Raw genomic sequence first — 20840 nt, forward strand, 5'->3', positions numbered from 1 at the left:
ACGCACACGGGGCGGCGGTTTGTTTTGGGTAGAACAGGGACGCTGGGCCCGCAAACGTGGGGGTGCCCGGCCACTGCTGTTCACGAAGGCTGCGCCGCCCGGGTGCGGGCCTACGCGGTGGACCGCTTTACCGGTTGAGGGCGGCAATCTCCGCGCTGACCGGAAGGTTGACCCGGTAAACGGTCCCCTCCCCGGGATTATTGACGAAGGTCAGGTCTCCTCCATGCTCTTCGATGATGCTCTTGGCTTCAGCCAATCCTGCCCCCGGAGTAACCGAAGCAAGGGCACGGCGGGAACGCGCGAACTTCGGTGCAGCCTTTTCCTGTTCGGCCTCGCCGGATCCCATGCCGGTATCGGCAATCCGAAGGCAGACAGTCTGCCCTTGCTGCCACAGATGCACATACACGGTTCCGCCCGCCGGCGAAGCCTGCACCGCACTGACCAGCAGGTTGCCGACCACCTGGGAAAGCTTCTGCGGATCAACATCCACCACAGTGGAGACCGGGACATCCGTGAGGAAATCGACTTGGCGGTTCTTTGAACGTGCTGAGGTGATACCCGCGCGGACAGCATCCGCAAGGTTCACCGGGCGGCGCTGCGGCTTGCTGGTTTCCGAAGGCACGGCCACCATGCCGGAAACCGTCGCGAAGAGGCGTTCAGAATTGCGCACCGCAACATCCAGCGCGCCGCGCAGGTGGGGTGCCAGCCTGCTGTCCTCCAGCACCAGATCTAGGTATCCCATAATCGAGGTCAGCGGCGTCCTCAGCTCGTGCGAAAGGTTGGCGGCGAATTCCTCCTGCGCGGCGACGGCACGGGCCAACCGGGTGACCTCGTGGACCGCTAAAACCGATCCGGAGAACGCACCGTTGGCTTTGATGGGGCTGGCCGAAACACTCACTGCGATTTGGTTGTCCCCGGTACCCAGCCACAGCTGCTGATCCGTAAAGGCTTTACCCGAAGAAGCCCGGAGGACGGGGCTTTCCGCCTTCGGCAGGGGCGTCACGCGGTCCGCAGCCAAGACCTGGTCCGGCTTGTGACCAAGGGGCACCCCCGCAGCCGACGGCCAGATGGAAGACAGATAGTCGTTTGACAGCACTGCGTTCCCTTGGGCATCAACTGCCAGCAGACCCGTATCAGCAGCATTCAGCACCGTTTCCAGCAGAGCGTTTTCCGTGGTTTTCTCAGCCAGGCCCTCCTGCAGGAGCCGGTTCTTTGCCCCCAACGCCCGCTGTTTTTCCCGCAGTTCCGCCTCAACCTCTGCGCGGGCTGCTTCTGCGGCCTCCGCCTTTTCCAGGGCATCCACAAGCTCGCGTTCCCTGATCCGGCGGGCAGAGGCCTTGACCACGGTGACGCGGTCTATTGTTCCGCCGTCCGGCCGGGTGGACCGTACGGCGGAAAGGAGGACGGAGAGGTATTCTCCGTCCTTGCAGAGCAGATCCGCTACCAGTTCGTTGACGCTTCCGGCCACTGCCAATTGCGGTACCACGTAGGAGGCGAACACCACCTGAACTGCTCTGGGCATTAGCTCCGCGACGTTGCCGCCGAGAAGTTTTTCCCGCCGGTGCCCGGTCCAGCCGGCAAATGTTTCGTTGACGTCGAGGATTGCTCCATCCGGTGACAGGATGAGGTAGCCGGAGGGTGCCTCATGGAAATGTGCCGCATAGTCGGGAGTTGTTTCCGCTCCCCGGGGCCCGGCATTTTTCCGCAGGCGCGCGGATTTACGCGTTGTGGCGGTTTTCCGCAGTGTCCTAGCCACCGTGGACCTCGCCCAGGTACTTCAGGATGGCCCGTGCAGTTGCGCCGGGAGAGCTGACGTGCGGCATGCTTCCACGGCCTTCCAGCAATGCAAAAGTGCTGCCTGGAAGATGATCGCGCAGGTGCTGCGTTGCCGTGCCCGGGGTCAACGGGTCCAGGGGCGTCTGCAGGATTAATGCCGGTGTGTGGACCAGGGGCAGAAGATGCCGGATGTCCGTAGTGAAGGACATCCGCAGGAAGTCCCGGACGTATTCGGGATCCAGGCGGCAAAACCGGTCGGCCAGTTCCGAGCGCACTGGGGATCCGGCAGGTGTCCCGGACATTTCCACAGCCGCAGCCGTGGCCCACAAGGGATAGTTGGCCTCCGTCGCATCCAGGACCATGTCTATGTCCTGCGGGTCCAGCCCGCCCGCATATTCGCCGTCGTTCAGGTAGCCGGGCGAGGTGCAAAGCAGGACCAGCCGTCCGATCCGCGGATTGTCCACCGCAGCGGCCAGTGCCATGGTGCCGGCAATACTGTGGCCCACGATGGTAGCGTCCTGGAGATCTAGGGCGGCCAAAACCTCCTGCAGATCGCTCAGGTAGCCGGCCAATGCTGCATACTTCACTGCGTCGTAGGCGGTGGGATCGGCGCCGCCGGTGCCCACGTGGTCGAACAGGACCACTTTGTACTTGTCCGTAAACTCCGGCAGCATCCGGTCCCAGATCACCTGGTCGCACCCGAATCCCTGCACCAGCACAAGCGCGGGGCCCTCCGCGGGTCCCAAAACCTGCACGTTGTTACGGTAAAGAACCTTCTCCGTGTTCACTTTCAGCCTGCCTTCCGAAAACCTGATGTATTCCCATGTCCTGCAGTAGAGCCCGGGATCCAACCGGGGCTTACGGACGCCGGGGGTTCCCTCCGGAACGCCTGCGTCGGTAGAGCCAAATGAACATGCCGGCAACCAGGAGAACGGCAGCCGCCACCGCGGCAGCAAGGACCGGACCGTTCCCCGGTTCGGCCGGTGGAACCGCCTCGGTGCCGTTGAACGTCAGATCCGCCTCGGCCTGGGCCGTGGCCAGCCCGCTCTTCAGGTCCAGTTGGGCGTGCCAGGAGCCGGAGGGCAACTCCGGATCCAGGGTGACCGTCACCGGCGCAGATTCTCCCGGGGGGATGGTGACCATACCGTCCAGGGAAACGGGGTCGGCCGAGAGACCGCCCGGCCCGGCGCTAAGTGTCAGGTTCCCCTGCACGTCGATTGTGCGTCCGCCGGTGTTGTTCACCTCGGCGGTGATCCGGCGGACGCCGTCGGAGTCATGGTCCGCTGACGGGGTGCCTACGGTGAAGGATGCGGGCGGCCCGTTACCGGGGCCCACGGAGAGGTAGACGCGGATGCCAACCCTGCTGGCCGTGACAACCTGGGTATCGGGTGCAGGCGCGGACCGAACCTCCGCCCACAGGACGGCAAACTGCTCACCCTCGGGTGCGTCGCCCGGCACCGCAATCTCCACCACAGCCTGGGCACTCTCACCTGCCGCAAGGTCCACCACCGGCGTATCCGTCTCGATCCATCCGGTGAGTTCGTTCCGGTCCTCCCGCGCCAACCCGGTGAAGGAGCCGTCCCTTACCTCGGCGGCCGAGACATAAAGCGCAATGGACTGCCGTTCGGTGGAGTTGTTCTGCACCTCGACCCGGCGCTTAACAGTTGTCCCGGGCGGAAGGTTATCCACTATGTAGGACCGAGCCCTCGGATCCGCCTGGCTGGCCTCGGGAATGTCGACCAGCCGGATGCCGATTCCCCCGGCCGGGGGAGTATCTGCGGCATATGACGCCGTGGCGGGGGCGAACAGGAAAAGCGCGGCAAGTAAACCGCTATATAAGGTACGCAAAAAAAGACCCCTGGCAGGCAGAAAAATACGGCGTGAAAAAGCGAATACAGCGCTGGGAATAGCGCCGGAAAACGGCGGCGGCGGGTTAGCCGGCCAATCGCAAAAGTGGTGTCGTCCCGGAAAGCCGGGCCTCCCGGGACGACAGCCGCGCTAAAGGACCGAGTGGGTCAGAGTTGCCTTGTATGTTCCAGCCAAGGCGTCATCGGGAACCGGGACACTAAGGGTGGCATTCCATTCAGCCGTATTGTTGCCGCGGACGCCCGACGCCAGTACGGCGTTTTCCGCCCTGGTTGATTCGCTGTCACCAGCCAGGGTGACGGGAGCCGAGACAAGCGATTCGATAGTACCCGTGTGCGTAAGGCTTTCTTCTGCGGCTGAATAGGTGGCGCCGGCGGCCGGGATCGGCTTCGCCCCGGCAACCTCAGTTTTGAAATCGCTCAAGGACACCGAAACGCTCCAGCTGCCGAGGACGGCGCGGTCATCGGCCACCGCGACGCCGGGAACAGCGAAGGTTGCGGGCGTGCCGGGCTTCAGTTCCGTGGATTCAAGGGCCTGGACAACGTTAATTCCGAGGATTCCGCCCTGAACCTCGATGGTGGCCGAGGAACCATCCTCAGCTGCCGAAGCGGGAATGGCAGAAGTGCTCAACAGGGCAGCTGAAACGCCGAGGGTAAGTGAAATACGGGTTGCTTTACGCATGGAGGTAGAGACCTTTGTGTTGATTCATAAACCACCGGTGAGATTGCCGGTGCCGGAGATGCGCCTGAGAAACGCATTTGACTCTCCGCTGGAAATGTAACAGAGCATCGGTGGATAAAAAAATTCATGCATTTGCATGAAGTGGGCACGTGCTCGCCAGGTGAATGCTCGAATATCCCGGTGTGACCGGGATGCAGGCTTTACGAAGAGGGCTTCGTTTCTCAGGCGAAGCCCTCTTCGCGCGGGGTGGTTGTGATTAACCGCACCGCAAGTCTGTAGGGGTCTCTACGTCCCACAGCCTACTGATCTTTCCATGCCATCCTCAGTGGCAGCTCGGGTTCCCCGCAAGATATGACAAATTTCACTCCGGGATGCCTCCTGTGCGGGTGCCACCCCCCCCAGTCCGGCCGCCCGCTACCGCTGCGTCGGTACGCCGCCGGTCAGTTCCCCCAAGATCCTCGCCAGCTCGGCCCTATCCCGCGGTTCCAGCACGGAGAAGAACTCGTCGGCCTCGCGTTTGCGGTCCGCCAACACCTTCTCCCGCAGCTTCTCCCCCTCCACGGTCAGCGTGAGCAGCGTGGCCCGCCGGTCCGCGGGGTGGGCGCTGCGTTCCACCAGCCCCTTGGCGGCAAGCTGGTCCACCACCTCGGTGGCTGAACGCGGCGCAATATGCAGCCGCTCGGCCAGCTCCTTCAGCCGCAGCCCCGGCCCGCCGTCGTCCGGCCCGCCGTCGGGGCCCCCCGCACTCTCCCCGGCCCGGCCCACAACGTTCAGTGCCCGGAACTGGTGCGGCGTCAGCTCAAACGGGGCGAGCTGGAGCATCCACCGTTTGCGCAGCCCGCGGAACGCACCGTGCATCAGTTCTCCCAGGGCGGCCGGATCGGCGCGAGCATCGGTCATGGCACCAGTCTACCCATTTTGCGGTAACCACATAGTGAGGTAACCTCTGCAATAGCTGCCGCGTACGATCCCGGCAGCATAGGAGGACCCATGGCTATACCCGGACTCGATACCGACCGCTCCGGCGGACCCCGCAGCCCAGCAGGAGAAGGCAGGCCCGGCGGCGGACCAGGCGGCGGCCGCGGCCCCGCAAAACTCAACCCGGCGGACCGGAAGCAACTGAACCAGCACCCCGTCTCCCTGCGCCGCATCGCCGCGCTCTTCGCCCCGCACAAGGGGACCATCGCCGTCGTGGTGCTGCTCATCAGCGCCTCCTCCATGGTGAACCTGGCCCAGCCGTTCCTGGTCCGCGGCGTGATTGACAATGCGCTGCCGCAGCAAAACATCCGCTTGCTCGCCCTCCTCACCGCCTCGATGGTGGCCGTGGCCGCCGTGACCGCAGCCATCGGCGTGGTGCAGACCTGGATGGCCACCAGCATGGGTCAACGGGTGATGCACACCCTGCGCGTGGATCTGTTCACCCACCTGCAGGCCCAGTCGCTGGGCTTTTTCACCCGCACCCGCGGCGGTGAAGTGCAGTCCCGGCTCACACACGACATCTCCGGCATGCAGTCCGTGGTCACCACCACCGCCACGGGCGTGGCCTCCAACCTCACGACGGCGGTCGCCACCGCCGTCGCCATGGTGGCTCTCTCCCCCGGGCTGAGCCTGATCTCCCTGGTGGTGCTGCCGCCGGCCATCTGGCTCTCGCGCCGGGTGGCGAAAATCCGCCGCGAAGTCACCGACGAACGCCAGCGCGAACTCGCCGCCCTGCACACGCAGGTGGAGGAAGGCCTCTCGGTCTCCGGCGTGCGGCTGGCCAAGACCCTGGGCACCATCCCGCGAGACGCAGCCCGCTTCCGCGACCGCTCGGACAAGCTCGTAGGCCTGGAGCTGCGCAGCCAGCTGGCCGGGCGCTGGCGGATGGCCACCATGCAGATTGTCTTCGCCGCCATCCCCGCAGTCATCTACCTGGCCGCCGGCTTCCCCGCCACCAGCGGCGGGATGACCATCGGCACCCTGGTGGCGTTCACCGGCCTGCAGGGCGCCATCTTCCGCCCGGTGATGGGCCTGCTGAACATCGGCGTGCAGTGGGTGACCGCCCTGGCGTTCTTCAGCCGGATCTTTGAGTACCTGGACCTGGTGCCGCAGATCCGCCCCGCAGCCAGCCCGGTCCGGCTGGATCCGGCCGCAGTGCGCGGCGAGGTCCGGTTCGAGGACGTGCGCTTCGCGTACGACGACGGCGCGGACGTCCTGCGGAACATCAACATGATCCTTCCGGCCGGAACTGCCACCGCCGTCGTCGGCGCCACCGGCTCCGGCAAAAGCACGCTGGCCTCGCTGCTGCCGAGGCTGAATGACACCAGCTCCGGCATGGTTCTCATTGACGGCGTGGACGTGCGCGAAATAGCCCCCGAAGACCTGGCCCGGATTGTCGGCGTCGTCTCCCAGGAGAGCTACCTGATCCACGCCTCCGTGCGCGAGAACCTGCTGCTGGCGGATCCGGACGCCGGCGACGAGCAGCTCTGGTCCGCACTGGCCGCCGCCCGGATGGCGGACACGGTCGGTGCCCTGCCCGAGGGCCTGGACACCATGGTGGGCGCCCGCGGGCACCGCTTCTCCGGCGGCGAGCAGCAGCGGCTGGCCATTGCCCGCACCATCCTGCGCAATCCGCCGGTGCTGGTGCTGGACGAGGCCACCTCCGCCCTGGACAACACCACCGAGGCGCAGGTGCAGGCGGCGCTGGAACACCTCTCCGCCGGGCGGACCACGCTGACCATCGCCCACCGGCTCTCCACCGTGGAAAACGCGGACCAGGTGGTGGTGCTCGACGCCGGGCGGATCGTGGAGCGCGGCACCCCGGCTGAGCTGCGGGCCGCAGACGGCGCGTTTGCCCGGCTGGCCGCGCACAGCGCCGCGCGCTAACCGGATTTGCGGCCGGTTTGCGCTTTTGCTGCCGGTTCAAACCGGCAGCAAAAGTCTAAACCGGCAGCAGAAGGTGAGGAGCTAGGCCTGGCAGAGGCAGAACGGATGCCCGGCCGGATCCAGGAACACCCGGAAGCTGGTGCCGGGCTGGTGCGTATGCTTGGTGGCCCCGAGCAGGAGCACCGCCGCCTCGGCCTCATCCAGGTCATCCACATCCACGTCAATGTGCATCTGCTGCGGGATGTCCTGCTCCGGCCAGACCGGCGGAGTGTAATTCTCCACCTGCTGGAAGCAGTAGCGCTGCCCGGTGACGTCGGAAATTTCGGTCCAGTTGTCGTAGGGCTCATCTTCGTGCAGGTTCACCTTCCAGTCGAGGAGGGCGCCGTAGAAGGTGGCAAGGGCAACTGCGTCGGGGCAGTCAAGGACAGTGGTGGGATAGCGAGCAATAGCCATGGCGTGAAGCCTAGATGCCGGTGGCGTACCCGGCTACCCCTTGGCCTGAAGCAACCGGTTCAACGCGCCCAGCGATTCCGAGGCAGCCTCCAGCGCTGCCTTCTGTTTGCCGTCCAGCTGCTCGATGGCTGCACGGACGGGCCCGGACCAGGCCGCGGCGATGGCTTCATTCTGTGCGCGGGCCTCCTCGGTGGGCACCAAGTGGCTGACACGCCGGTCGGTCGGGCTGCTGGACCGGGTGAGCAGACCCCGCTCGGTCAGGGTACGCACTGCGGCGCTGGCGTTGCTTTGCTTCAGCCCCATGAGCCGCGCCACTTCCGTGACCGTGAGACCCGGTGCGTCCAGCACATGCTTCAGCAGGGCCAGTTCGGTGGCCGGCAGCGGATCAATTCCGGTGATCTCCGGCGCCCTGCGGTGGATGTTCCATGCAAGGTCCCGGAGCAGGTCGGCCACGGAGCGCTGCGCCTCGGGCACGCCGTCGATACTCATGCTGACCATCCTAGCGCATATACTTACATATATATGTTGACATATGTTATGCTCATTCGGCATTCTGACGGTTGAGAAAGAAAGACCCCTCCATGACGAGCTCTCCGCTCCCCGCTCCCCCCGCCAAGCGCCCCAACGGCGCACTGCTGACGGGAATTCTTGCCCTGCTGACGGCAGTGGCGCCGCTGTCCATCGACATGTACCTGCCTGCTTTCCCTCACATGGCACAAGATCTGGACACCACGGCCACCGGCATCCAGCTCACCATGACGGCCTTCCTGGTGGGCCTGGCCCTGGGCCAGCTGCTCATCGGCCCGCTCTCGGACGGTGTCGGCCGCCGCAAGCCCCTGCTGATCGGTTCCTTCGTTGCCCTGCTGGCCACAGTGGTCTGTGCCCTGGCACCGAACGTGGAAATCCTCACCGCGGCCCGCTTCCTGCAGGGCTTGGGCGGTGCGGCCGGTATTGTGCTGGCCCGCGCCATTGTCTCCGACACTTCCCGCGGCCCGGCCGCCGCGAAACTGCTGGGCGTGCTGACCATGATCAGCGTCATCGCACCTGTGGTGGGCCCGCTGGCGGGCGGCGCCATCCTGTCCCCCGGCAGCTGGCGGACCGTGTTCTGGGTCCTGTCCATCCTCGTGCTGCTGATGTTCCTGGGGGCACTGTTCGGCGTTCGGGAAACGCTGGACGACGCCGACCGGAACCGCGGCGGCCTCAAGACCACCTTCAAGGTGGCCGGCATCGTGCTGCGCAACCGCAACTACACCGGCTACCTGCTGACCTTCTGCTTCTCCTTCGCCGGGCTCTTCGCCTACATTGCCGCATCACCGTTCGTGGTGCAGAACATCCTCGGCCTGTCCGAAACCCGGTTCTCGCTGATCTTCGCCATGAACGCCGTCGCCATCACCATCGTTAGCGCCGTGGCCGCCGCGCTGGCCGGTAAGGCGCCCTACCGCACCATGATCAGCATCGGCCTGGCTGTGGGGCTCCTGGCTGCCGCCGGAATGCTCATCACCGTTGCCAATGGCACTCCCATGGTTCCCACCCTGGTGCTGTTCGCCGTGTTCCAAGGCTCCATGGGCATGATCTTCGGCAACGCCACCGTGCTGGCGCTGGAGGAGGCAGGGCACCACGCCGGCACCGGTTCGGCCTTCCTTGGCTCCCTGCAGTTCCTGCTCGCCGCCCTTGTCTCCCCGCTGGTGGGCCTCTGGGGTGAGGAAACCGGCGTGCCGATGGGTGCAGCCATGCTCGGCTTCCTGGTCCTGGCCGCGGCGTCCTACCTGCTGCTGACCCGCAAGGCTCCGAACACAGTTCCGGACGCAGTTCCGAACACGACGGCGGACACGACACCGGGCAGTGCTGCCGGGACGGACACGCACACCGCGGTCTAGCCCAGCGGGCAGCACTCCAAGACAAACGGCAGGTGCCGCTCCCCCTTTTTCGGGAAGCGGCACCTGCCGTTTTGGCTATCCGGAGAAGGCTAGCTGCGCGCGTGCGCCTCGACGTTGTCCGACGCCGGCTGGTCCTCCGCGTGCGGATGGCGGCGCTCCAGGGACGCGCCCTCGACGTCGACGTCCGGCAGGATCTTGTCCAGCCACTTCGGCAGCCACCAGGCCTTGTCTCCGGCCAGGTGCATCAGGGCCGGAATCAGCAGCATCCGCACCACGAAGGCATCCACCAGGACACCGAAGGCCAGGGCGAAGCCGATGGGCCGGATCATGGTGCTGTGCGAGAAGATGAAGCCGCCGAACACGGACACCATGATGATGGCCGCAGCCGTCACCACCGAGCGTCCGTTGCGGAAGCCCTGCATCACGGCCACCCGGGCCGGCGAGCCGTGGACGAAGGCCTCGCGCATGCCGGTGCCCAGGAACAGCATGTAGTCCATGGCCAGGCCGAACAGGATGCCCACCAGGATGGTCGGCAGGAAGTTCAGTACCGGGCCCGGGGTTTCCACGCCGAAGACGCCGGCGAGCCAGCCCCACTGGTAGATGGCCACCACGCCGCCGATCGCGGCGAAGTAGGACAGGATGAAGCCCAGCGTCGCGATGACCGGAACGAAGATGGACCGGAAGACCAGGATCAGGATCAGCAGGGACAGGCCCACCACTACGCCCAGGTAGATCGGCAGGGCCTGGGACAGCTTCTCGGAGATGTCGATGTTGCCGCTGGCAGTGCCGGCCACACCCAGCTTCACGTCCCCGTTTTCGGTCTCCAGCGGGGACAGGTCCCGCAGGGTGTGCACCAGTTCCTCGGTGGATTCGCTGGTGGGGCCTTCGGCGGGAATCACCTGGAAGGCAGTGACGGTGCGGTCCTCGGAGGAGCCGACGGGGGCCACGGCCACTACGTCATCCTGGTCGAAGAGCTTCTGCGCAATCTCGGCCTGCGCCGCCGCGGATTCTTCCTCGGTGGGGTTGCCGGGAAGGTCCGCAACCACCAGCAGTGAACCGTTCTGGCCCTCGCCGAACTTCTGCGAGACCGTTTCGTAGGCCCGGTACTGGCTGGAGTCGTGGGCCTCGGAGGAACCGTCGGGCAGGTTGGTGCGCAGGTCCAGCGACGGAATGGCGATGACCAGCAGCCCCGCGATGGACAGCACCACGGTGAGTACCGCACGCAGCGTGGACATCTGCTTCACCGGGATGCTTTCCGGCTTGCCGGCCGAAGCGGAGGCACCGTGGTCCTTCTCCGCCGCGGCCCGCTCCTTGCGGCTGAGGATCTTCCGGCCGGCCAGCTTGAGCAGTGCCGGAGTAAGCGTGGTGGCCACCAGCACGGCAATGGCCACGCAGGCCGCGCCCACGGTGCCCATCAGGCCCAGGAAGGGGATGCCGGTGATGTTCAGGGCCAGCAGGGCGATGAACACGGTGGTTCCGGCGAACACCACGGCGTTGCCGGAGGTGCCGTTGGCCAGGGCGATGGATTCCTCCAGCGCATAACCGGCCTTCAACTGGCGGCGGTGCCGGTTGACGATGAACAGGGCATAGTCGATGCCCACGGCCAGGCCGAGCATAACGCCCAGGATGGGGGTCACGGACGCCATTTCGACGACGCCGGAGAAAGCCAGCGCACCGGCGGCGCCAACGCCCACGCCGATCAGCGCGGTCACCAGCGGCAGGCCGGCACCGATGAAGGTGCCCAGCATAACCACCAGCACAACCGCGGCAACCACCAGGCCAACCACCTCGCCCACACCCAGGATGCTGGGCACACCGGCGGAAACCTCGGATGAGAAGTCCACCTGCACGCCGTCGACGGGCTCATCTTCGAAGGCCGCTACGATAGCGTCCTTGGTTTCCTGCTCGACCTCCATCTGGGTCTCGCTGAAGACAACGTTGACCACTGCCGCGCTGCCGTCCTCGGACACAGTGCGGATTTCGGCGGCCGCGTCCAACAGGGCAGCACCCTGTTCGGCCTGGGTGGCACCGGCTTCCAGTTCTGCGCTCTTGGCATCAAGCTCGGCGCGGCTGGCGTCCAGCGTGGCCTGCTGAGCGTCCAGCTGCGCCAGCATTTCGGCGGGGGCACCAGCTGCTTCGGCCTGCTGCCGGGCGGCGTCGAGCTGGGCCTGGCCGTCCTCGAGCTGGGCCCGCCCCTGCTCGATCTGGGTGCGGCCGGCGTCGACCTGTGCCTGGCCGGACTGCAGCTGCTGGGCCTGGGCGGCGCGGTCCGCTTCGGTGCTGAACGGGTCCACGACGGTTTCCACGCCATCAATGTCCGCAGCCTCGGTGATCAGTGCCGAGATGTCCTGCTTCTGGGCATCCGTGAAGGCCGAGCCGTCCTCGGTGCTGACCACCACGGAGCCGGAGCCGCCGGAAGCCTGCGGGAGTTTCTCCTGCAGGTGGTTGGTGACCTGCGTGGTGGGGGTGTCCGGGATGGAGAAGCCGGTGGCAAGCGTGCCGCCGAAGAGCATAAAAGCTCCTCCGGCAACCACAAGCACTCCGATCCATGCCGCAAGCACGGTTTTCGCGCGGCGGGCGGCCGCGGCTCCGAGGCGGTAGAGGAATTCAGCCATTTGAGGGTCTGTCCTTTTATGGTGGGTTGGGAACTACGGGTGGAGTGATTTGGGGGAGGCCGGGTCCCGGACATAGCCGGAGCGCACCTTTTCAAGCAGCGCGTCCAGCAGTTCTGCCCAGACGCGGCGGGATTCGGGGGTATCCACGGCTCCGGTGGCGCAGTGCCAGTGGTGGTACAGCACGCCCAGACCGCTGGTGAGGGCACCGACCAGCAGGTCCACGCCCAGCTTGTTGGCTTCCGGATACCGGCCGAGCATAGCCGCGGAGAGCCGTTCGCTCAGTTCGGTGAACGCCCGCAGGGCAATCGGGTGTGCCTGCGTCTGGGCCGGCGCAGGAATGGGCCCGTCTCCCAGCAGCCGGGTCAAATACGCCATGGGCGCCACCAGGTCCGCTGCTCGGAACGCCTCGGCAATTTCGTCGAACATGGCCGGGCGTCCGACGTCGGAGGCCGGGACGGCGATCAGGCTCTCCACTGCGGAACTGAGGACGTCACTGCACACTTCCGACACAATGTCGCGGACCGAGGAGAAGTGGTTGAACACTGTGCGGCGCGAAACATCGGCGGCCTGGGCCAGCTCGTCCACGGTGAAATCGGTGCTCTGCCGCTCATGCATCAGCGCCGCCGCGGCTGCCACAATGGCCTGCCGGTGGCGGTCTTTTAGCGCCTTGCGGCGGTCTTCCGATGGAACACTGTTCAGCACGCTTACTACACTACGTGCACGTTTGCACTCGGTGCAAACGGTTCCGGCCGTCCCGCTAGTACCGGCTGCCCTCCGGCTGCGGGGCGTTGTCCAGCATCGCCAGGTCCTCGTCGCTGAGCACCAAATCCCCGGCCGCGACGTTGTCGCGCAGGTATTTGGGTGTTTTGGTCCCCGGGATGGGGATGACCCGCTGTCCCTGGGCCACCACCCACGCCAGCGCCACCTGGGCCGGCGTCGCGCCCACCCGTTCAGCGACGTCGCGCACCCGCTGCACAATGGCCAGGTTCGCCATCAGGTTCTCCTGCTGGAAGCGCGGAAGACGGCGGCGCATGTCATCCGGCGGGAGCTGGTCAAAGGAGGTGAACCGCCCGGTGAGGAACCCGCGGCCCAGCGGGGAGAACGGCAGGAACGCGAGCCCGTTCTCCACGCAGCAGGGCACGACGTCGGCCAGCCTGTCCCGGGTCCACAGCGACAGTTCGGACTGCACCGCGGTGACCGGATGCACCGACTGCGCCCGCTTAATCTCCTCCACGCTGGCCTCCGAAATGCCGATGGCGCGGGCTTTGCCGTCCCGGACCGTCTGCGCCATGGCACCCCAGGAATCTTCCAGCGGCACCTCCGGATCCACCCGGTGCAGGATGTACAGGTCCACGTGGTCCGTACCCAGCCGGCGGAGGCTGGCGTCGATGGACTGGCGGATATGGTCGGGGCTGCCGTTCTTCACCAGCCCGGGCATGGTCCCCGCCGCCGGGGCCGCGTTGCTGACCTCCAGGCCAACCTTGGTGGAAAGCACGGCCCGCTCCCGGTAGCCGTCCTTCAGGGCCCGGCCCACCAGTTCCTCGTTCGTGTAGGGACCGTACACATCCGCCGTATCGATCAAGGTGGCGCCGAGTTCAATGGCGCCGCGGATCACCGAAATGGAGGTTTCCTCCTCCCGTTTGGCTTCCATGTCATAGGCGTAGCTCATGCCCATGCAGCCTAGGCCGATCACGCCGACCTCGGGTCCGTTGGTTCCCAGTGTGGTGGTACGCATTAGCGGGTTCCTCCCTGCGGTGCCTGCCTTACGGACCCGGGCGGGGCCGTAACCCTAGGCTAGGAGTGTCGCGGCCCGCGCGGGAGGGGCAGGCGCTTATCCGTTCAGATTCACTTCCAGCAGCCCGTCACGGACGCGGGTGGCAAAGCAGGGCTGCGGCGCCGTGGCTGGCCCGTGCACCACTTCGCCGCTCTGCACGGCGAAGGTGCTGCCGTGCCAGGGGCAGATGATGCACAGCTGGCCCTTCTCCTGGCGCAGTTCCCCCTCATGCAGCGGTCCGCCGAGGTGGCTGCAGGTGTCGGCCAACACGGAAATGGAACCGTCGGCGGCGCCGTCGGTCCGCTTCAGCACCATCAGGTCCACCTCCCCCAGCCTTGCCCGCTGCGGTGTGCCGGAGGCAAAGGAGTCCACCGGGCCCAGGGAATGCCATCCGGGCGATACCTCTTCGGGCAGGTCATCGTTGCGGTTCACCCCGGCACCCTGCCGGTAGGACAGGTGCCCACCGAGGAACCCGCCGATCATCGTGCTCGTCAGGCCGGCAAATCCCAGGGCCCGGCCCAGTCCCTGGCTGCCGCGGAACCGCGCCAGCCAGGAACCTGAATAGAGTCCGAGGGCCAGGATGTTGGAGAGCTGGTGCACCACCCCGGTGCGCTGCTGCTCAGTATCCAACTCGGCGAAGTCCGCGGCTCCGGCGAGCGCAGTGGGAGCGGCGGACAACACGCCCACTCCTATCAGTGTCCGGGCGGCCCGCTCGTTGCCGGGCAGCACATCCAGCACAGCGGCGGACACCCAGGCGCCCAACGGCACTACGATCATCAGCGGGTGCAGCGGGTGGCCCAGCGGGACGCCGTGCAGCACGTCCTTCACCCCTGTGGGCAGCACGGTCCGCACGGAGCGGGCCACCCAGGAGGCGGCGGGATCCAGCCAGCCGGCGTTTTCCAGTTTGTCGGCAACGGTGACCAGTGGCAGGCGGCGCATGGCTTCTCCTAGCGGGGCGGGAACGGTGCCCACAGACTAGGCAGCCGGGGCCGCGGGCGCCACCGAAAACGGCGGGAACTCTCAGATGGCCTTGCCCGGGTTGAGGATGCCCAGCGGATCCAGTGCGGCGCGGAGGGTGTTCATGACCTCCAGCGAGGTTCCGCCCAGCTCGTCTTCCAGCCAGTCCCGTTTCAACAGCCCGACGCCGTGTTCCCCGGTCAAGGTACCGCCCAGCCGGTGCGCCAGGTAGAACATCTCCCCCAGCGCCGCCTTGGCCGGTCCGGCGGTGACCGATTCTTCGGGGTCCGTCACGATCATCGGGTGCAGGTTGCCGTCCGAGGCGTGCGCGATAGTGAAGATCCGCACCCCCGTGCGCGCGGAGATCTCTTCCAGCCCGCCCACCACCTCGGCCAGCTTGCCGCGGGGCACCCCAATGTCCCCGATGGACACCCGTCCCAGCTTCTCCAGCGACGGAATCGCTTCGCGCCGCGCGGTTATCAGGGCCGCGGCGTGCTCGTCATCCACCGCCTTCTCGCAGCTGCCCAGCGGCGACACAACGTCCATCACCACGTCCTGCTCCAGGAACGCGCCGTACCCGTCGGTCTGCACCAGCAGGAACGCTCCGCCCTTGGCGCGGTAGTCGGTGCCCATGGCCATGTCCACCGCCTCCAGCGTGGGCCCGTCCATCAGTTCCATCACCGAGGGCTGGATGCGGGCGGCGACGACGGCGGACGCAGCCCGCGCGGCGGCCGTGACGTCGGGGAAGAACGCGGCCACGGTGGCAGTGTGCACCGGCATCGGGCGCAACCGCAGGGTTGCTTCCACCACCACCCCGAGCGTTCCCTCCGAGCCGATCATCAGGGCATTCAGGTCATAGCCGCTGACCCCTTTTATGGTTTCACGGCCGGTCCGCAGCTCCCGTCCGTCGGCCAGGATAACGCGCAGGGCCAGCACCGATTCGCGGGTGACGCCGTACTTGGCGCAGCGCATGCCGCCGGCGTTGGTGGCAATGTTCCCGCCGATGCTGCAGATGGCCGTGCTGGCCGGATCCGGGGCGTAGAACAGCCCGTATTCGGCGGCCGCGGCGTTGAGGTCTGCGTTCAGGACTCCCGGTTCCACCACGGCCAACTGCTCTTCCGGGTCAATCCGCAGGATCCGGTTCATGCCGGAGACATCCAGCACCAGTTCACCGGCCCGGGCGGAGGATGCGGCTGCCAAACCGGTGCCGGCGCCGCGGGGCACCACGGGAATCCGGTGCCGGGTGGCCAGCTGAAGGGTGGTGACGACGTCGTCGGCGGTCCGGGCGAACACCACGCCGTCCGGCAGCGACTCGGGGACATACCCGGAGCGGTCGGTGCTGACCCGCTTGCGGTCCTCTTCCAGGACGGACACGGAAGGAAATGTGCTGAGGAAACCCGGTCCGCCCAGGGCGTTGCCGGGATCCGGATCGAGGGAGTGCGTACTCACGGGATGACTCCTTTTGCTTCGGGGCGTTTGCGGTCGGGGCGCTCAGGGCACCATCCAGCCCAGGATCGAGGTGGACTGCAGCCAGATCAGCAGTGTGAGGAAGGCGAGCAGGCCAAGGCTCCAGCCAATGAGCTTGCGCAGCAGCGTGGATTCGGCGCCGTTCAGGCCCACGGCGGCGGCGGCGATGGCGAGGTTCTGCAGCGAGAGCATCTTGCCCATCACACCGGCGGAGGAGTTGGCGGCGGCCATCAGCGTGGGTGAGAGTCCGGTTTCATTGGCCGCTGCCACCTGCAGGGCACCGAAGAGGGAGTTGGAGGAGGTGTCGGAGCCCGTCAGTGCCACGCCGATCCACCCGAGCAGCGGGGACAGGATGGCGAAGAAGCCGCCGGCGGAGGCCAGTGCGACCCCCAAGGTGGTGGTCTGCCCGGACAGGTTCATCACAAAGGACAGGGCCAGGACGGCGCAGACGGTCAGGATGGTCCAGCGCAGCTGCACCAGGGTCTCGCCGTACACCCGGACCCCGCGCCGTGGCGTAATCCGGTACAGGATCATGGTGATGATGCCGGAGAAAAGCAGCAGGGTTCCGGTGGCGCGGATGTGGTCGAAGCGCAGGGTCTGGGCGGCCACGGGCTTGCCGTTGGAACCGGTGACGTCCAGGCCCGGCCAGGAGAACGTGGTGCTGCCGATGCTGGTCAGCCAGGTTTTGATGCCGGGGACCTGGGCCAGGGAGAACACGGCAATAATGACCAGGTAGGGGGCAACCGCCATCCACACGTCATGCCCGGACGGCCGGCCGGTCCCCGCGGATGCACCGGTATCACCGCTGCCGCGCGCCCCGCCGTCTTCTTTGGGGACGCGGCCGCCGTCGCCGACGGCGGTGGCTCCCCCGGTGCCCGGGGCCCCCGTCGCTCCCGCGGCCAGAGGGTCGCTGCGGCCGGGTCCGGTGAGAGTATCCGCGCCGGCGGTTTCGGCTACGCGCTCCCCGGCCTCCTCCGCTTCCCGGGTTTCCCCGGTCATTCCGATGATTTCCACCGGTTGCCAGACCCGTAGCATCAGCAGCACGGCCACCACGGTGACCACGGCGGCCACCACATCGGTGAGTTCCACAATGAAGAAGTTGGACGCCACGAACTGGGACAGCCCGAAGGCCGCCCCGGCCACCAGGGCCACCGGCCAGGTCTGCCGCACCCCGCGTTTGCCGTCCACCAGGAAAACCAGGATCAGCGGAACCACCAGCGCTATAAAGGGTGTTTGCCGGCCGGTCATGGAGGACAGTTCCTGCAGCGGGATGCCGGTGACGCCGTTCAGGGCGATGATCGGTGCCGCCATGGCACCGAAGGCCACCGGCGCCGTATTGGCCAGCAGCGCCACGACGGCGGATTTGAGCGGCTTCATGCCGGCCGCCATCAGCATGGCCGAAGCAATGGCCACCGGAGCACCGAATCCGGCCAAGGATTCCAGCAGGGCGCCGAAACAGAAAGCGATCAGGATGGAGAGGATGCGCAGGTCATCGGAGATCGACCGGATGGTGCGGCCCAGCACCTCGAACCAGGGCGTGGCTACGGTGAGTTTGTAGATCCACAGGGCGTTGATCAGGATCCAGAGGATGGGGAAGACGGCGTAGAACGCGCCAAGCCCGGTGGCGGAGAGGACCTGCCCCACGGGCATCCGCCAGCCGAGGATGGCTAGGAGGATGGAGAGCACCAGGCTGATCAGGGCCGCCTGGTAGGCCTTCATCCGGAACACGCCCAGCATCACGAATAACAGGAGCAGGGGCAGCGCTGCAAGGATTGCGGACAGGGCCAGGGATCCGGCGATGGGTTCGAGCGGCTGTTGGAATGCGGCTACCTGCGTCTTCACAAAAACTCCCTTGTTTTTGTTTCCACACCGTTTGCCCTCCGCCGTTTGGTGTTCCCGGGGGCTGCCCCGGGGGCATGTACGCGGTGAGGATGGCTCCGACACTAGGCCCGGGCTGTGCGCAGGGTCAACGGTTCAGGCGCATCTTAAACACAGCAGCCGCCGCGGTTCCCGTCCGTGAGGAGCGGGAGCCGCGGCGGCGTGCGGTGCGGTGCTGCGTGGAGCTTGCGGAGCGGGGTTGCCTAGACGCGGGCTGCGGGGGTGTCCGCATCCCGGCGGTCACGGGTCAGGGCCAGGCCCGAGCCGATCATTGCAATCGCGAGAACGGCATGCAGCCAGTTGTCAGCGCTGTTCAGCGGCACGAAGTTGGCCGAGGAGTCGTGGCCGATGAACAGGCCGTAGAGCAGCAGCAGGGCGTAGACCACGCCGCCCCAGATCAGGTAGTTGCGGGCACCCGAGACGGTGCGGGCAAAGGCAATGCCGGCGATCCCGAAGAGCAGGTGCACGATGTTGTGCAGTGCCGAGACCTGGAAGATGCCCAGCAGGTGCGCTTCCGAATGGTGGCCGGCGAATGACAGGTCTTCATAGTTGGTGGTCACACCGGGGATGAACCCGAGAATACCCACCAGCAGGAAAACGACGCCGAAGGCCAGCGCGGCCTTCTGGACGTTGGTGCGCCTTGACGCTGTGGCTGTGTTGCTGTGGTTCGACATTGCGTATACCTATCTCTCGTTTCCAACCCCGCGGTCAATACCGGGAGGATAACCTGGAAACATAATAAGCATACTTAGGGTTGAAGAACTAATTATCATCTCTGCTAAAGGGATTTCTCCGCCTATTGCCGCGGATCGGGATTCTGCGGCTCTTCGCTCCCCATGTCGGCGGCACCGAAGAGTTTCTCCGCCGGGGAATTCGCGGCGCTGTTCGCGCGGGCCATCAATTCCGGATGATGCAGGTCCAGAGCCGGCCGCTCGGAGCGGATGCGGGGCAGGGAGGTGAAGTTATGGCGGGGCGGCGGGCAGGATGTGGCCCACTCCAGCGATCCGCCGAAGCCCCACGGATCATCCACTTCCACCTTCTTGCCGTGCCGCCAGGTGATGTACACATTCCAGAAGAACGGAATCATGGACAGCGCAAGAATGCCCGCCCCGATAGTGGAGAGCTGGTTCATTCCGGTGAAATTGTCCTCCACCAAATAGTCTGCATAACGGCGCGGCATTCCGAGCACGCCCAACCAATGCTGGATCAGGAACGTGGTGTGGAAGCCGAGGAAAAGCAGCCAGAAATGCAGCTTCCCAAGCCGCTCGTTAAGCATCTTTCCGGTCCACTTTGGCCACCAGAAATAGAAGCCCGCAAACATTGCGAACACCACAGTTCCAAAGACCACGTAGTGGAAATGCGCCACCACGAAGTAGGTGTCCGACACGTGGAAGTCCAGGGGCGGAGAGGACAGGATGACGCCGGTCAGCCCGCCGAACAGGAAGGTGATCAGGAAGCCGATGCTCCACAGCATGGGCGTCTCAAACGTTATGGATCCCCGCCACATCGTGCCGATCCAGTTGAAGAACTTCACCCCCGTCGGCACCGCAATCAGCATGGTCATAAAGGCGAAGAACGGCAGCAGCACCGACCCGGTCACATACATGTGGTGCGCCCAGACGGTCATGGACAGGGCGCCGATGGCGATGGTGGCAAATACCAGCCCCTTGTACCCGAAGATGGCCTTCCGGCTGAAGACCGGCAGTATTTCGGAAATGATCCCGAAGAACGGCAGGGCAATGATGTACACCTCGGGATGGCCGAAGAACCAGAACAGGTGCTGCCAGAGGATGGACCCGCCGCGCTCCGGGTTGAAGATGTCCGCGCCGAACCGGCGGTCCGCACCGAGGGCGAACAGGGCAGCCGCCAGGGGCGGGAAGGCCATCAGCACCAGGATCGAGGTGACCAGGGTGTTCCAGGTGAAAATGGGCATCCGCCACATCGTCATCCCCGGGGCACGCAGGCAGGTGATGGTGGTGACGAAATTGACCGAGCCCAGAATGGTGCCGAAACCGGACAGTGCCAGTCCGAAGACCCAGAGGTCTCCGCCCACACCGGGGCTGAATTCGGTGCTGGACAGCGGCGTATAGGCAGTCCAGCCGTAGGAGGCGGGACCTTGGGGCAGGAGGAACCCCGCCATCGCCACGGAGGACCCGAACAGGAAGAACCAGAACGCCAAGGCATTCAGCCGCGGGAACGCGACGTCCGGCGCCCCGATCTGCAGGGGCATGATCACGTTGGCGAACCCGGCGAAGAGCGGGGTGGCGAACATCAGCAGCATGGCGGTGCCGTGCATGGTGAACAGCTGGTTGTACTGTTCCCGGGTTTGCAGGATCTGCATCCCGGGTTCGAAAAGTTCCGCCCGGATGATCAGGGCCATCACACCGGCCAGCGAGAAGAAGACAAAGGACGCTATCAGGTACATGTAGCCGATGGTCTTGTGGTCCGTTGAGGTGATCCAGCTGACGACAATTCGGCCCTTGGATACCGGCACGACCCGGGGGGCAACGAACGTTCCATCCGGTTCCGCGGTGTACTTCATGGTCGACATGGAATGATCCCGATCCGCTGTTGGGGGTAGTGCGCTGCCAGGAACCACCGAGACTGTCCTTGGTATCGTAGGGCGGCAGC

The 20840-nt window shown here is 65.9% G+C and carries 17 protein-coding genes; 2 read left to right on the forward strand and 15 right to left on the reverse strand.

What is annotated here, in order from left to right; all coding sequences use genetic code 11:
* Nucleotides 1-127: 127 nt before the first annotated feature.
* From LJ754_RS04925 to LJ754_RS04945, 5 genes are all read right to left on the reverse strand, one after another.
* The gene (locus LJ754_RS04925) at nucleotides 128-1756 is read right to left on the reverse strand and encodes a sensor histidine kinase (RefSeq protein ID WP_227925783.1); all 1629 of its coding nucleotides are present in this window, start codon (nucleotides 1754-1756) and stop codon (nucleotides 128-130) included.
* Nucleotides 1749-2531, reverse strand: coding sequence for an alpha/beta fold hydrolase (locus tag LJ754_RS04930; protein WP_227925784.1), 783 nt, complete (start codon nucleotides 2529-2531; stop codon nucleotides 1749-1751). Before LJ754_RS04930 ends, LJ754_RS04925 begins: the two co-directional genes overlap by 8 nt.
* 103 nt (nucleotides 2532-2634) lie before the next feature.
* Entirely contained in the window at nucleotides 2635-3624 is a 990-nt protein-coding gene (locus tag LJ754_RS04935; protein WP_227925785.1) for a hypothetical protein, read from the reverse strand.
* Nucleotides 3625-3774: 150 nt separating this feature from the next.
* Nucleotides 3775-4323, reverse strand: a complete 549-nt coding sequence (locus LJ754_RS04940) for a WxL domain-containing protein (RefSeq protein WP_227925786.1) — start codon at nucleotides 4321-4323, stop codon at nucleotides 3775-3777.
* Nucleotides 4324-4737: 414 nt separating this feature from the next.
* A complete protein-coding gene (locus LJ754_RS04945) occupies nucleotides 4738-5223 on the reverse strand; it encodes a MarR family winged helix-turn-helix transcriptional regulator (RefSeq protein WP_227925787.1) in 486 nt (161 codons plus the stop codon).
* Between the two features lie 90 nt (nucleotides 5224-5313).
* Between LJ754_RS04945 and LJ754_RS04950 the strand changes: the two genes are divergently transcribed.
* On the forward strand, nucleotides 5314-7188 hold the full coding sequence (locus tag LJ754_RS04950; RefSeq protein ID WP_227925788.1) for an ABC transporter ATP-binding protein: 1875 nt from the start codon (nucleotides 5314-5316) through the stop codon (nucleotides 7186-7188).
* An 81-nt stretch (nucleotides 7189-7269) separates the two neighbouring features.
* Here the strand turns inward: LJ754_RS04950 and LJ754_RS04955 are convergent, their stop codons facing one another.
* Both LJ754_RS04955 and LJ754_RS04960 read right to left on the reverse strand, forming a co-directional pair.
* The gene (locus LJ754_RS04955) at nucleotides 7270-7641 is read right to left on the reverse strand and encodes a VOC family protein (protein WP_227925789.1); all 372 of its coding nucleotides are present in this window, start codon (nucleotides 7639-7641) and stop codon (nucleotides 7270-7272) included.
* A 33-nt stretch (nucleotides 7642-7674) separates the two neighbouring features.
* On the reverse strand, nucleotides 7675-8130 hold the full coding sequence (locus LJ754_RS04960; RefSeq protein ID WP_227925790.1) for a MarR family winged helix-turn-helix transcriptional regulator: 456 nt from the start codon (nucleotides 8128-8130) through the stop codon (nucleotides 7675-7677).
* 92 nt (nucleotides 8131-8222) lie between these two features.
* Between LJ754_RS04960 and LJ754_RS04965 the strand changes: the two genes are divergently transcribed.
* Nucleotides 8223-9518: a multidrug effflux MFS transporter gene (locus LJ754_RS04965; protein WP_227925791.1), complete on the forward strand. Its 1296-nt coding sequence runs from the start codon at nucleotides 8223-8225 to the stop codon at nucleotides 9516-9518.
* 89 nt (nucleotides 9519-9607) lie between these two features.
* Here LJ754_RS04965 and LJ754_RS04970 read toward each other — a convergent pair whose 3' ends face one another.
* The 8 genes from LJ754_RS04970 to ctaD all read right to left on the reverse strand — a co-directional run bounded on the left by LJ754_RS04970 (nucleotide 9608) and on the right by ctaD (nucleotide 20760).
* Nucleotides 9608-12133 carry an MMPL family transporter gene (locus LJ754_RS04970; RefSeq protein WP_227925793.1) on the reverse strand — a complete coding sequence of 842 codons (2526 nt, stop codon included), beginning with the start codon at nucleotides 12131-12133 and terminating at the stop codon, nucleotides 9608-9610.
* A gap of 33 nt (nucleotides 12134-12166) precedes the next feature.
* On the reverse strand, nucleotides 12167-12835 hold the full coding sequence (locus LJ754_RS04975; RefSeq protein ID WP_227912079.1) for a TetR/AcrR family transcriptional regulator: 669 nt from the start codon (nucleotides 12833-12835) through the stop codon (nucleotides 12167-12169).
* Nucleotides 12836-12890: 55 nt separating this feature from the next.
* Entirely contained in the window at nucleotides 12891-13868 is a 978-nt protein-coding gene (locus LJ754_RS04980) for an aldo/keto reductase (RefSeq protein WP_227925795.1), read from the reverse strand.
* 96 nt (nucleotides 13869-13964) lie between these two features.
* Nucleotides 13965-14846 carry a Rieske 2Fe-2S domain-containing protein gene (locus tag LJ754_RS04985; protein ID WP_227925797.1) on the reverse strand — a complete coding sequence of 294 codons (882 nt, stop codon included), beginning with the start codon at nucleotides 14844-14846 and terminating at the stop codon, nucleotides 13965-13967.
* A gap of 81 nt (nucleotides 14847-14927) precedes the next feature.
* Entirely contained in the window at nucleotides 14928-16313 is a 1386-nt protein-coding gene (locus LJ754_RS04990; protein WP_331460633.1) for an FAD-binding oxidoreductase, read from the reverse strand.
* Between the two features lie 42 nt (nucleotides 16314-16355).
* A complete protein-coding gene (locus LJ754_RS04995) occupies nucleotides 16356-18173 on the reverse strand; it encodes an L-lactate permease (RefSeq protein ID WP_227912083.1) in 1818 nt (605 codons plus the stop codon).
* A 239-nt stretch (nucleotides 18174-18412) separates the two neighbouring features.
* Nucleotides 18413-18883, reverse strand: coding sequence for a DUF4383 domain-containing protein (locus LJ754_RS05000; protein WP_227925799.1), 471 nt, complete (start codon nucleotides 18881-18883; stop codon nucleotides 18413-18415).
* Nucleotides 18884-19005: 122 nt separating this feature from the next.
* Nucleotides 19006-20760, reverse strand: coding sequence for an aa3-type cytochrome oxidase subunit I (gene ctaD, locus LJ754_RS05005; protein ID WP_227925801.1), 1755 nt, complete (start codon nucleotides 20758-20760; stop codon nucleotides 19006-19008).
* Between the last annotated feature and the right edge of the window lie 80 nt (nucleotides 20761-20840).

It is taken from the genome of Arthrobacter sp. zg-Y40, from assembly GCF_020731535.1.
GTDB lineage: Bacteria > Actinomycetota > Actinomycetes > Actinomycetales > Micrococcaceae > Arthrobacter_B.